General features: G+C 51.0%; 11 protein-coding genes. All 11 read right to left on the minus strand.

Annotated elements, in window-relative coordinates; genetic code table 11:
- Positions 1 to 99 precede the first annotated feature (99 nt).
- Positions 100 to 1,365, minus strand: a complete 1,266-nt coding sequence (locus IBX50_RS11595) for a type II toxin-antitoxin system HipA family toxin (RefSeq protein WP_292256023.1) — start codon at positions 1,363 to 1,365, stop codon at positions 100 to 102.
- Entirely contained in the window at positions 1,362 to 1,685 is a 324-nt protein-coding gene (locus IBX50_RS11600) for a hypothetical protein (RefSeq protein ID WP_292256025.1), read from the minus strand. The genes IBX50_RS11595 and IBX50_RS11600 overlap by 4 nt, the downstream gene beginning before the upstream one ends.
- A 251-nt stretch (positions 1,686 to 1,936) precedes the next feature.
- Positions 1,937 to 3,811, minus strand: coding sequence for a DNA primase (gene dnaG, locus IBX50_RS11605; RefSeq protein ID WP_292256027.1), 1,875 nt, complete (start codon positions 3,809 to 3,811; stop codon positions 1,937 to 1,939).
- Entirely contained in the window at positions 3,808 to 3,966 is a 159-nt protein-coding gene (locus IBX50_RS11610; protein ID WP_292256028.1) for a hypothetical protein, read from the minus strand. The genes dnaG and IBX50_RS11610 overlap by 4 nt, the downstream gene beginning before the upstream one ends.
- 59 nt (positions 3,967 to 4,025) lie before the next feature.
- Positions 4,026 to 6,608, minus strand: a complete 2,583-nt coding sequence (gyrA, locus tag IBX50_RS11615; RefSeq protein WP_292256029.1) for a DNA gyrase subunit A — start codon at positions 6,606 to 6,608, stop codon at positions 4,026 to 4,028.
- A 13-nt stretch (positions 6,609 to 6,621) separates the two neighbouring features.
- Positions 6,622 to 8,586 (minus strand): DNA gyrase subunit B, encoded by a 1,965-nt coding sequence (locus IBX50_RS11620; protein WP_292256031.1) that lies wholly within the window; start codon positions 8,584 to 8,586, stop codon positions 6,622 to 6,624.
- A gap of 34 nt (positions 8,587 to 8,620) precedes the next feature.
- On the minus strand, positions 8,621 to 9,019 hold the full coding sequence (locus IBX50_RS11625; protein WP_292256032.1) for a hypothetical protein: 399 nt from the start codon (positions 9,017 to 9,019) through the stop codon (positions 8,621 to 8,623).
- A 10-nt stretch (positions 9,020 to 9,029) separates the two neighbouring features.
- Positions 9,030 to 9,293, minus strand: a complete 264-nt coding sequence (locus IBX50_RS11630) for a hypothetical protein (protein WP_292256033.1) — start codon at positions 9,291 to 9,293, stop codon at positions 9,030 to 9,032.
- Between the two features lie 218 nt (positions 9,294 to 9,511).
- Positions 9,512 to 10,816, minus strand: coding sequence for a hypothetical protein (locus IBX50_RS11635; protein ID WP_292256035.1), 1,305 nt, complete (start codon positions 10,814 to 10,816; stop codon positions 9,512 to 9,514).
- A gap of 214 nt (positions 10,817 to 11,030) precedes the next feature.
- Positions 11,031 to 11,732, minus strand: coding sequence for a PAS domain-containing methyl-accepting chemotaxis protein (locus IBX50_RS11640; protein ID WP_292256037.1), 702 nt, complete (start codon positions 11,730 to 11,732; stop codon positions 11,031 to 11,033).
- A gap of 115 nt (positions 11,733 to 11,847) precedes the next feature.
- On the minus strand, positions 11,848 to 13,277 hold a 1,430-nt coding region (locus IBX50_RS11645; protein WP_292256039.1), incomplete at its 5' end, for a DUF342 domain-containing protein.

Below are 13,277 nucleotides of genomic sequence, written 5' to 3' on the forward strand. Positions count from 1 at the left end.
CGCACCAGTTGCTGCCTGAGAAGTTGGAAGCCTCGCCCGTGGCGCTTTAGCGCTAGGGCGGGGAGCAGTCACCAGCACCAGGCATTCAGGAGATTTCTATTAATTTTCCAGGTTGATCTGAACACCAAACACGTCTGGCTTAAGTTCGGATGAACGCCGCTCGAATAATTGTACAAACCGACCCTTTTGTCGATCCTCAATCTCAAAAGTATCAAGAACCTCTTTGGCATAGCCCGCCGACTCAATCACGGTGCTGATTATGCACTTGCAGGCATTTCTTTCAATTTCAAAACTCTCTCCTATTTTGATTAAAGTCTCCCTGCCAGGTGGCGCTGCATCAAGATCAAAGCGCAAAGCATGCTCAGCGCCAAAATACGGAACAATGTCATACGCTGGTGTTAAAGTGTAGCCAGTGCCATCATACATAAAGGCAAAGTTTTTTAAATGATCATCTGTATTGCCAAAAACAATGTTGCAGACCATCTGCCGATATAGTTTTTGTAGGTCTTTCTCTGGATCAACACAGATGTCTTTAATGATTGTAGCCAAATCACGATAAGAGGTCAGATGGTTGAAGCTTTGCACCCCAAGCAGCGTTTCAGCACTCAATAAATGGTACCGCCCACCCGGACTGCAAGATTGATCAAATCGCTCAACGGCCAAAATATCCTGTCCAGGACTGCTTGTCAGAAAGTGTGTTTTTGCTGTATCAAGCCCGGCTCTTTCCGAAAGCAACATAACCACATGCTCCATTAGCAGAACCGGCCAGGTATCATTTTTACTGGGAAATTTTACAAGCATGTCAGGCATCAATACCTTGGGTCTGGCGCCCCCCGAAGGACTGCCGGCATCCCAGAAGCTAGCCGTCACTTCATCCAAATTGTCCATTTGTTCGCTTTCAACAATTGAGGCGGCAACCAGCAATCTCGGTAGGTCAGCCCATAATGGGTGGGTCTGGGTTCTTATGTTTTCACCGCTTGCAGAAAAACATAGTGAACCTAGCCCTCCTCTTCCAACCCATTCCAACATATCAGGATCACGCATCCTGAGAGGAAGGCCGAAACTTCTACGAAATTCAAGGATTGCAGGATTTTTGGACATAACCCTGCGCCCCCAGGCGTCTGGTAGCGCATCTGAAAAAACACCGTGAAGGCCGCTGTAGGGATCGCTGCTTTTAAAGGTTGATTCATTTAGCGGCAAATGAATCGGATCAATTGCGAATGCTTTTGGATGGCGCAAATAACCTTCATCATATCTGAACTGACTGCTCAGCCTACCCTGCGGATCAGAATCATGGACAACAATCTGTCCACACAAAAGAAACTCCCCGTTTGAAAGCGTGATGTGGGCATCGATTTTTTTCAAAGCTCACCTCGTTTTTTTAAAATTTGCTCTCGTTCATACTGCTCAAAGTAATCACTAGAGGTCAGCAGGGTCTCTACTTCTACGATTTTTTCCAGGACAACCGAGAGCTTGATCATGTCACACAGTGTCAGTGCTGTCATATCTCCACGCTCTGCTGCCCCAATAGAGCCAGGCTTAAGATCAAGTGTATTTTCAAGGTCTTCGGGTGTTTTGTACCCTTTCAGTAATCTGAGCGATTTCAAGTCCAGTGCCAAGGTGTTCATCATTCTTGTCGCATGGCGCTGCAGTAGGTATTCGACACGTTTTCGTTCATTGTCCATTAGCTTTTTCTCGCTTTGCCGGCCGGGTTGCAGCTATCTGCGTTTTAGGATAACCTATAAACATCAAGCAGTAAACAGCAACCAAAAACGAGGTGAGCCATGAATCCAATCCAAGCCGCAGTTGCCGCCCTATGGTGGGTGCATACCAACATCTTCCGGATCGTTATTTTCTACACTGCATTTTTTGCCATGCTCTGATGCATGCCTCTACCCAAAGCTGCAACTTCCCCGCTTCAGCGGGGTTTTTTCTCTCAGGCTACACCACTCAGCTTCATTCGCTTGAGTGCCGCAAATCGAGCTGTAAGATCTGACGCTGGCTGAGATGCCTCTGCCTGCTGCTGAATACGGCTGGCTTTGACTGTAAACCACTGAATAGCACTATCGAGCATTTCTGCTGCTTTTGCTGGATTCTCCGGCCATACCACCAACCCTTCCTCAGCCAGACGCAAGCGCTCTTGAGCAAGTTCAAGCACAGGCGTGTCATGCCAGTAAGCATGCAGCACACCTTGGCTCAAGTGAGCAGGGTTCGTTCCTGGCTGCAGTAAATTCAGGATGCTTTGACTGACCGCAGCAACATCCTGTGCCAGCGGATACAGTCGCGCAACTGCAGGCTGTCGACTCTTCGCATCATCCAAAACCCTGTTAAACGACTTTTCAAGATCGCGTATCTGTTCAAGATTAACTGAGGACGGATTACGCCACAGAAGACCAAAAAGAATACATAGATTCTTCTCAAGGTGTTTGAGACCTGTATCCTGGAATGACCGATCCACCTGAGGAAGCACCGTTGACTGCGCAGGCTTATCCGCCTTTATTCCTGCAGAAATCACCTTCTCTGCTTCAAGCCCTGTCGCATGACAGGTGGCCTGTAGCAGTTTAGCCTTATGCAGCCCTTGAGGTAGCTTTTGAATCCACTCCGACACACGTCCTGCATAAGCCACCTGATCACCATCACGCTTCAAATCCAGCCCGTTTTGACTGATTTTCTGGATAAAATCTACAGCTGGCAGCGACTGATCAATCAGGCGCTCGAAAGCTTCAGCTCCAATGCGCTGCACCAGGTTGTCAGGGTCTTGCCCATCAGGCATGAACATAAATCGGAAGTCCCGGCCATCAATCATCCGGGAGGCGATAATCTGTAGCGCTTTTAACGCAGCATTTTGACCTGCAACATCCCCATCAAAGCAAAACACCACCTGGCTTGAGGTATGCAGCATTCGATCCACCTGCTGCTTAGTGATGGCTGTACCCAGCGAAGCCACGGCATAGGTAATTCCTGCATTTGCAAGAGCCGCAACATCCATATAGCCCTCTGTCACCAACACCCTTGAAAGATTTCGGGTGTTACGACGCGCCTCTAAAAGCCCATACACCTCGGCGCTTTTGTTGTACAGCTTGGTTTCCGGTGAATTCAGGTATTTGGGCTTGGAGTCGTCAAGCACACGACCGCCAAAGGCAATTACCTTGCCTCGTATGTTGCGGATCGGGAACATGATCCGATTGCGGAATCGGTCATAAGTATGACCCCGCCCTTCCTGCTCGGTAATGATGCCGGAATCCAGCATCATTTTTTCAGAAAAACCCTGTTTTTGAAGGTATAGTTTCAGGTGATCCCAGCCATCAGGGGCATATCCCACACCATACTGAGCTTGAGCTTCATTGCTTAGTTTGCGAACTTGACTGACGTACTCCCGTACAAAAGCCGCCTCTGGCATCTGCAGCTGATCTTGAAACCACTGTGCGGCAGTCTCCATCAGGATCTCAAGTTTTTTCTGATATTCCCTGGCAGCATCACGGGCTGCACTTTGTGCATCACTACGCTCAGGCTCCGGCACGGTCATACCGACCTGTCCGGCCAGATGTTTTACTGCGTCACGAAAAGGAATGCCGGTATATTCAGAAACGAATGAGATTGCATGGCCGCTGGCGCCGCAGCCAAAGCAGTAGTAGAACTGCTTTTCATTGTTGACGCTGAATGAAGGCGACTTCTCACTATGAAAGGGGCATAAGCCAGCCAGATTGCGTCCCACTTTTTTGAGTGAAACACCGTGACTCTGAATAATGTCAGCCAAATCCACTCTGGATTTTAATTCATCCAGAAAGGATTCGGGGATTAAGTGGCTCATCCTGTTAAATCTCCGACACTAGAAAGGCGCTGTGCCTCCCAGGCTTTAACATGGCGCTCCCAGCGATAATCCAAAACACCGTGCCACAAAAGCACTATGCTGACGAGCTTAATCAGGCCAAAATACCAAAGCATACCCACCCAAAAGAGTTCCATGCATTCTCCTTCATCAGTCCCACAGCTTTAAGGCCGCAGGGCTGATCCACTCAGTGTTGTTATGCTTCTGGATCGTGCGCCAAGCTGGCCGGTTGCGTTTCGTCTTCACCATTCTGCATATCAGCTTCAGGCTCATCCAGAAGCGCTGGCACTGCCAGCACACTCAATACCCGGCCATTACGCATCAGGTAAGAGCCTGCTGTTGCGCGTCCGGCCTCAGTAATATCCTTGCCCGATACTCGATTAGCCCCGCCCTGCTCATTGAATAGCAACAAATCCTGTTCTTGGGTCAGTAGCGCTGCTGCTGCCAGCCCACCAGAGCGAGCGTTGGACTTAAAGCAGGCGACCCCTTGGATGGCTCGATTCTTCAGGGCAACCTCGGTGACTGAGGTGCGTTTCCCGACCCCTTCTTCTGAGACGCACACCAGGTCGGTCTGATCAATCTCATCAGTCGGTATGACAAATGCGGCAAGTAGCTTGGCATCCCCGTTCAAGCGCATACCGGTTACACCCTGTGAATTCCGACCAATGGCACGAACCTGCGCCAGATCAAACCGGCAGGCCTTGGCTTGATCACTGATCATCAATACCTGGTCAGCATCATTGCGACTGATTCGAGCTGCAATCACGCGATCATCGTCTGCCAGTGAGATGCCGATAATGCCATTGGCACGAACAGCATTACGATAAGCGTTCAATTTGGTGCGTTTGATCTGACCACGCTGGGTCAGCATCACCAAACTGGCATCTTCATCCTCAAGGTTTGCCGTGGACAGCATGGTGATCACCTGGGCATTTTCGGCAATACCCTCAAATACATTGCGGTAATGCCGACCCTTATTGCCCGGCTTGCTCTCCGGCACTTGATACGCCTTCAATCCGTGCACCTGACCCTGGTCGGTCACCAGTATCAGGTAATCATGCGTAGATCCGTAATGGATCAAGCTGACTGTGTCATCCTCACCTACATTCATCAGATTGCGCCCACGGGTACCACGGTTCTGGCGTCGCAATACTGTTGCTGGCAAACGGCTGACATACCCTTTTTCTGTCGCCAGAATAACAACATCCTCAACAGCGATCAGATCTTCACGGGTGATGCTGGACAGTCCATGCGCAACCTCAGACATGCGTGACTGTCCGAAGGCTGTCACTGCTTTATCCAGATCATTAATCAGAATCTCTTTCTGGCGCTCTGGCGAGGCCAGAATTTCGCGGTAACCCTGCGCTCGTGATTCAAGCTCGCTGTTTTCCTGGTGAATATCCTGAATCTGCATACCCGTCAGACGCTGCAGCTTCAAATCCAGAATGGCTTTGGATTGAATGTCATCAATATCCAGCAGCGTCATCAGCGCCAGCATGGCTTCAGGTGTATCGCTGGCCGCCCGGATCGTTTGCAGGGTTTCATCCAGACGACTGAGCGCCTTCAGGTAACCGGCCAGCAGGTGCAGGCGCTCCTGTGTTTTTTCCAGGTCGTAAGCCGTGCGGCGCTGAATGACTTCGATCCGGTGGTCATAAAACTGCGAAAAAACCTGCTTGAGGGATAGCGCCATGGGAATGGGCTGTCCCTCACTGTTACGAACCAGCGCCCGGGTGTTGTAGTTGAACGACTTCTCCAGATCCGTCACTTTCAACAGCTGCATAAACAGCACTTCTGGGTCCGTATCGCGCTTGATCTCAATCACGATACGCATACCTTCCTTGTTGGATTCATCCCGCAGATCTGAAATCCCTTCAATCTGCTTTTCCTTGACCAGCTCAGCAATCTTTTCAACCAGGACGGACTTGTTGACCTGATAAGGAATTTCCGTCACTACAATCTGCTGCAGGCCACCGCGCCGGTCTTCCACATGGTAGCGTGAACGCACCAATACGCGTCCGCGCCCTGTTTCCAGTGCTGCACGATACCCGTCTAGACCATGCACCAGGCCACCGGTCGGAAAATCAGGTGCCGGCATAACCTCCATTAAGGCATCCCAGCTTACATCCGGGTCTTCAGCCCAAAGCTTAAAAGCGGCTCCGGTTTCAGTCAGGTTATGGGGGAGTACCTGTGTGGCCATACCTACGGCAATACCTTCTACACCATTCACCCATAAATTAGGGAAAGCCAATGGCAGCACTTCAGGTTCTTTTTCTGTGCCATCATAGTTGTCAATAAAATTGACGGTCTGCTTTTCAATGTCATTAAACATCTGGTAACCGATGCGCGTCATCCGCATTTCGGTGTAACGCATGGCGGCGGGGCTATCGCCATCAATGGAGCCAAAATTACCCTGACCATCCACCAGTGGATGCAGCAGGCTCCAGGGCTGTGCCATGCGCACTGCTGTTTCGTAAGCAGCGGTATCACCGTGAGGGTGATACTTACCGATCACCTCACCCACAATGCGAGCCGATTTTTTATAGGCGGACTGTGGGCCAATGCCAAGATTATGCATGGCATACAAAACGCGGCGATGCACCGGCTTTAAGCCGTCGCGAGCATCAGGAAGAGCGCGATCCACAATAACGCTCATGGCATAGTCCAGATAGCTGCGCTTCATTTCATCCGTGATCGCAACCGCGATAACACCATTGGATGCGCCTTGTACTTCTGGCTGCTGATCATCTGGCTGGTTGTTGACTTGCTGTTCTTCGGTCATAAAAAATTCCTGTTCAAATATCGATGCTGGCGTAACCAGCATTGGTTTCAATGAATTCACGGCGCGGCGGTACTTCCTTGCCCATCAGCATCTCAAAAACTGCATCATCAGCCTCACGACCACCTTCGGAATATGTGACCTGTGCAAGGCGGCGCGTTTCTGGGTTCATGGCTGCTTCCCAAAGCTGCTCTGGGTTCATTTCACCTAGACCCTTGAATCGTTGCACCTGCCAGCGTTCAGGGCGCTCCTGACCACTCAAGAATGCTTGCAGCGCAGCATCATCCTTCAGGTAAACCGATTCCTTGCCTTTGAGGCTGGCGCGATACAGGGGCGGCAGTGCCACATACACATGACCACCCTCGATCAGTTCCGGGTAATACACATGACAGAAAGTCAGAAACAGGGTGGAAATGTGCGCACCATCCACGTCAGCATCGGCCAACGAAATGATTTTGTGGTAACGCAGTTTTTCCATATTCAGGTTGGTCTTGTGTCCAATGCCTAGCACCTGAATGATGTTTTTCACTTCTTCAGATGAGAGGATTCGACCCATATCCACGCGATAGGTATTCAGGATCTTCCCTTTCAATGGCAGGATGGCCTGGATCTTCCGATCACGCCCTTGCTTTGCCGAACCGCCTGCGGAATCACCTTCTACAACAAACAACTCACACAGAGTCGGGTCTTTTTCCTGACAGTCAGCCAGCTTGCCAGGCAGGGCTGTACTGGTGATCACAGACTTGCGATCCACAACGCTGGCGCGAGCTTTTTCACCCGCCTCACGCGCTTTCATGGATAGCTTGATATCCTTGATGACGGATTTGGCTTCAGAGGGGTTTTCTTCAAAATACACCGCCAGCTGATCACTGATGGCGCGGCTCACTACCCCCTGAACACCCTGGTTGGTCAGCTTGTCTTTGGTTTGACCGGCGAACTTCGGCTCAGGCACCTTGACTGAGACCGCAGCCACCAAAGTGCTTAAAACGTCTTCATTGGTAAAACGCTGGTTTTTCTTGTCAAACAGGTTGTTTTCTTCAGTGTATCGATTCAAAAAGCGGGTCACAGCCGTTGTCAGGCCGGTCACATGCTGACCTTCTGAAGGGATTTTATTGGCATACCCAGCAATACGGCCAGCACGGTTGTGCCAGCGCAATGCAGCAGTCACATCCACCCAGCCTTCGCCGGGGATTTCTTCAACGCTATGTGCACTGATAGCCTGGCACTGAGGCTCGCCACTATTGGCACCGAGCATGTCGAGCATTTCCGAAAACTGCTCGTAACGGAAGGTGCGCTCAAAAACCTGCCCATCAATATCACCGTCCAAATGACGCTCATCAATCAGCGTCATGGTCAGTCCAGGTGTTAGGTAGGCTTCCGTCTGAATGCGATCCAGAACCGCTTCGCGGAAGTAGCCCTGAACCTCTGGCTCAAAATACTGTAAATCCAGCCAGAAGCGCACAGTGGTACCTGTTTTGTCTGAATCACCAATGCGCTCAACGGGTGCCTGGGGCTCGCCGCCATTGGTGAAGACCTGGCTGAACTTGCCACCATCACGCTCAATGGTGAGCTCCAGGCGGCTTGATAAGGCGTTTGTGACCGAGGCACCCACGCCATGCAGGCCGCCTGATGACTTGTAGGAATCATTGTCAAACTTGCCGCCGCCATGCAGCGTTGTGAACACAACGGTTGCCGCTGATATGCCTTTGCCGGGATGTATATCGACCGGAATGCCTCGGCCATCATCCTGCACAGAGGCTGAGCCATCATTGTGCAGTGTGATGGTGATATTCTGACAAAAGCCATTCATGGCCTCATCTGTGGAATTATCCACGATCTCCCAGAGGCAGTGATGAAAGGCCTTTTGATCGGTGCCACCTATGTACATCCCAGGGCGCTTGCGCACAGGCTCAAGGCCTTCGAGCACCTGTATGGAGCTTGCGCCATAAGCTGGCGCGGCCGTTTGTAAATTATTATCCATCGGGTTTCCTTGTCGGTCTGGTTGATTAATCTGTTCAGGCACAGCAGATGCGACCTTCCTCATTACGGCGCACAAAGGCACTTCGCTCAGCAGCCATGCGAGTCGCTTCCGTGCGCGGCATCAAAGGCACCATCAACTCATCGTCAGATGCATCCGGATTTCTGCGAATGCGGGATCGCAAGGTCTCAATTGGCAGGTTGCAGCAAGCTGACAGCCTTTTTGCGCGATCGTAAGGTTTTTCTGGTGGTCGTGACTTAGGCTCAACGGGGCGCAGCAAGAACTCATCTGTGGCTTCTGGGTTGCGGTATAAGCGGGAATACAGCGTGGAGTAAGCCAGGCGGCCATTACTGGCGCTGCGCAATCGGTTGAGTCGCTGCACCGTGGTTTCAGGGCGCGATTGCAGTTGATTCAGTTCGTAAGTGCTGAGCTTCATAAAAAAGGGATTAATGCATGATCAGGCTGTGGGGGCGATAAATACCCGTTTTTCGTTGTGCCGCTTTCATTGCATCATTCCAGTCTTCTGCGCATTCATCATCACAGAACTTTTGACCGGGCAGGGTTAGTCGGGCGCCACAGCCTGCGTGACACTGACCAACAGGCGGGAGTTCGTGACCTAAAGCCTTGTCCTGGCAATTCCGGATGCCGTGCTCTATCAGCTGGGCTGCCAGTTCTTCAGTGCGCTCAAGGCTGCGTTCATCAACGCTCATCGGGTTTTCCTTTTCTTTTCTGCGACCACCCAAAAGGGCAGCAGTTGATTTTAGTTAGCAAACAAGCCGCGCAAGGCGGCTTTGTTCATGTGTATGGGTTATCCTATATTTTTTTAATGGTTCCGCGCAAGCCTTTTTGCCCATCGATGCCTAATGAGCAAAAAAAGCACCCGAAGGTGCTTTGTATATGGCTTCTGACTAGGTCTTATGCCACCCTCTCAGAGGGCTGGCTGTCCATTTGAATTGGATTGAGCGGTTTTCGTATCGGTCAGACCGTCTTCTGATGGTTCGGCCTGTTGATGCTGGTTAATCAGTTGCTCTAGTTCCGCCTGCTGGCGCTCAAGCTCCTGCTTGCCAGCGGCCAAAAGATTGTGATGACCAGGGTAGGGTGTCGTCATAATACCGGCAATAAAGCCATGAACCGCCATTGCCGCTGACTCTGCCGTGATCAATCCGCGACCTTTGGCGAGCTCTAGCATAAAATTCATAATGGAGCGCACCGTTTCAGTCATTTCAACCACGGTTGCCGCACTGCGAAGATCGGTATCAGGTATCTCTGGCATGTCGGGCTCCATCCCCTCTTCTGCCAGTCGCTGATTTGCACGGCAGTGAGTTTTAAACCCCGTATTCATGCCAAACTGATAAAACTGCTCGTACAGCTGATCACTGGTGTAGTGAAGCTGAGAATGTTTTTCCTGATTCTTTTGAGATCCGGAAAGATCACCCAGAATACCGGTCAGTGCGGATAGCGCCCAATGGTGCGAACGCTCAATAGGGTCATATTGATCCAATTTGTTCACAGGTATCAGGTTCGGGTAATCAGTGATCAGCTGGTAACCCTCGTCAGGCCGATAGTCCCGCTCCGGCAATGCGTACATCCGACCATCAAAGCTTTCAAGAATAATCATTTTTTCTTTTTGATACTCTTCATTGAGCATTAAATCCTGATGACCATACATGATCTCCACGACATCCTGATGCCCGATAGCGCGAAGCTGATCCGCTCTTTCAAGTCGCGCCTTCTGCGCAGCGAACCGAGGATTCGGTGTGAGGCCGTGGGTGGGTGCAAAATAACGCAAGCTGTCGCATGGCTCAAAATAAATAGGCCAGTTTAAATTGACACTGCGCTCAAGGCGCAGATCTTCCATATCTGCAGTCTCACCTTTGAGCCCATTTACTTCGTACCATTTTTTTCGCAGAGCCTGACTATCGAAAAGAGCGATATCCATGCCTTTACTGGCTGGGTATGCAAGATGCCCGTCAGGCTGCGAAACCCCAAGGCGGCGCGCCTCTTCAGAGAGCAATTCGTTGGCAGCCTCACGGTTCATCAGTATGCCCCGATCGAGGGTTGCGCCAAGATACCAGGCGCCACGCAGCAATGGATAAACATGGCTGATAGGACCCCAAGGCTGAACACCACGCAAACGATCAATCTCCTTTTTCATTTCAGAGGGTTCAGGCTGATTCTTCCAGGTTGCATAGGGATCTTCATGTGGGTTGTACCCAAGTAAATAAGGTTGCATTCAAGACTCTCCTGTTTGTTGCTCAGCCTCTGACTGATGCCCGCAGTGTAAGTGGCAAGTATTCAATGTCGCGCTTTTGAACTCTAGCCATAAGCTGAAAACTTGCTTAATTCAATGAGATTCACCTGAATTGCGCGAGAAGTCCTTGGCCAGTCGCCAGACTGGCATAGCTTGCTTTTCGGACGACTCTTGCGCAGGAGCATCAGGACTGCGATTAACTGCCAAGCAGTGACGAGGCGGTCTGGGAGACGTTTTCTGCGCCCCGCTGAATTTCATCCATGATGCGCGAGACCTGTTCAATCTTCATGCGACCATCATCCGAGGTGAAGCGGGCGGTCTCAATGGTTTTGGTGACTTCATCAAGCATCTGGCGATTACGGGCAACTACATCAGCAATTTCAGAAGTGGAGCTTGAGGTGCGACCGGCAAGCTGGCGCACTTCATCTGCCACCACTGCAAAGCCACGCCCCTGATCACCAGCCCTGGCAGCCTCAATGGCAGCATTCAGTGCCAGCAGGTTGGTTTGCTTTACAACACGGGTGACCGTGCCAGCGGTATTGCGAACCGGAAAATAGGTGGTTTCAATCCAGATGCTTTCCCCGCGCGCATTGATCCGCTCAAACTGACCGCTGTGTGAATCACCGGAAGACAATTTGCGCCAGAAGGATGAGTAGGCGCTAGACTGCTGGTATTCCTTGGTGCAGAACATGCGATGATGCTGACCCTTGATCTGCTCAAGGGTGTATCCCATCGCATCCAGAAAAAGACCGTTGGCCGTGATAACGGTGCCATCGGGTCTGAATTCGATCACCGCATTGTGACTGCGTATGGCATCAATCAGGTGATGGGCTTCTGCCAATTCACCCTGGGCAGCTTCCAAGGCTTGGGTCAGCGCCCTGGCTTTAAATAATGGCATTTGATGGACTCCGGAGAAAGGTTGCAAACTATTGAGATTTTGATAGTAACAACCAGAAAGCCCGATGTGATTGCAAAGATTGCCAGCAAATGAATGTTAGACAATGTTAATATAGTTAAAGACGAACAACCGTTGTACGCTCTTCATCAAGCAGCCAAATAGATTGTCCTCTGCTTTCCTCTTTCATGGTTTTGGCTATACCGGCAATCCGCAATTCAACACCTGGATGAATCAATCCATTCACTGTGATTCGGGTTCGCCTTAGCCGTTCAATCTTTGCCATAAGGCGCGCATGCAGCATGCCTAAGCGATCACGTTGCTCTTGTATGACCTTCCTCTTTTCAAGAAGTAAGACTTTCTTTTGCTTCATGGCATCCAGGCCACCCCCGCGCTTAATGGCTCTGCCTAATTCGATCAGCCGATAATGCTGCTGATCAAGCTGCTCCATACCCTTCATCAACTCAGCCTCCTTTGCCTGCCAGTGCTTGGTGCACCCCACATCCAGAACCGTTGGGTGGTAAGTCGGGGCTCCCGCTGTCTTAATCTCAATTCCGTTTACCGCCTTCAGCATGCCGCCGCTAACCAACCCCTTGCCCTGCACACTGATACGATCACCGGCTTCCAAATCTGAATGATGGACGCTGCTGCCAATCGTGATGTTTCCACCGGCTTTTATCGCTGCTTCGTGAGCATATTTAACCCGAATATCACCCTTGGCGTGTACATGGCTACGTTCACTGGCATCCTTAGCTGTCACCTTGCCAATGACACCACCGTAAATCTCAATATGTCCACCGGCCTGAATGACAGCCTGATCCACAAGTCCGCCTATTTTTACATCACCGGACACCATGATCTTCATGCCCGGCTGAACATCACCGGTAACCAGAAGACTGCCATCAAAACGGATATGCCCAGTTTTGATGTTTACCTCCTTGAGTTTAAGGATCGGCTCAACCCTAACACCGGTTGGCGGCAATACCGGCAGCCCACTGATCGCAGCCAGCCATAAGCCTGGGTTACCGGCATCTTCAATCACGCTCGAGTGGGCTTTAATCTTGTAAGGCTTGCCTGGCATCGGCTTGACCCGGTCACCCGCAACGGTCTGTCCAGCTTCACCCGGGGTTTCAGGGTGCAGTCGCAGCAGCGGCTGTCCTGCTTCGATGAATGGAAAGTCCCCCATCTCACGAAAATCCACAGCTTCCAGTGACTCGGATAGAGACTCGGAAAGCTCAAATCGACGATCGGAAAAGTCTTCAGTCAACGGCTCGATCCAGCCATCTGTACCGTGCTTAACTGGGCGGCCATACGCAATAACCGCACAGTACACGTCTTCCGTATTGCGCAGGCGCTCCATCAGATCTGAGCTGATGATTTCATCCACAACATCTGACTGGATGCCACGAATCACTTTTGAGCCACGCAGGGCGTTATTCACCTGAAGACGGTCTAAAGCCTCACCGCGCCCTATCGGGCCCATGACCACAACACCGGCCAGCATTTGATTAGGACTCTTGTGAATGATCAGTGACGCATTTTTTGACT

This window comes from Marinospirillum sp., assembly GCF_014859565.1.

Bases quoted from the DNA above. Each gene is read 5' to 3' on its own strand.
- IBX50_RS11600 (WP_292256025.1), bottom strand. From the start codon at position 1,685: ATGGACAATGAACGAAAACGTGTCGAATACCTACTGCAGCGCCATGCG.
- dnaG (WP_292256027.1), bottom strand. From the start codon at position 3,811: ATGAGCCACTTAATCCCCGAATCCTTTCTGGATGAATTAAAATCCAGA.
- IBX50_RS11610 (WP_292256028.1), bottom strand. From the start codon at position 3,966: ATGGAACTCTTTTGGGTGGGTATGCTTTGGTATTTTGGCCTGATTAAG.
- gyrA (WP_292256029.1), bottom strand. From the start codon at position 6,608: ATGACCGAAGAACAGCAAGTCAACAACCAGCCAGATGATCAGCAGCCA.
- IBX50_RS11620 (WP_292256031.1), bottom strand. From the start codon at position 8,586: ATGGATAATAATTTACAAACGGCCGCGCCAGCTTATGGCGCAAGCTCC.
- IBX50_RS11625 (WP_292256032.1), bottom strand. From the start codon at position 9,019: ATGAAGCTCAGCACTTACGAACTGAATCAACTGCAATCGCGCCCTGAA.
- IBX50_RS11630 (WP_292256033.1), bottom strand. From the start codon at position 9,293: ATGAGCGTTGATGAACGCAGCCTTGAGCGCACTGAAGAACTGGCAGCC.
- IBX50_RS11635 (WP_292256035.1), bottom strand. From the start codon at position 10,816: ATGCAACCTTATTTACTTGGGTACAACCCACATGAAGATCCCTATGCA.
- IBX50_RS11640 (WP_292256037.1), bottom strand. From the start codon at position 11,732: ATGCCATTATTTAAAGCCAGGGCGCTGACCCAAGCCTTGGAAGCTGCC.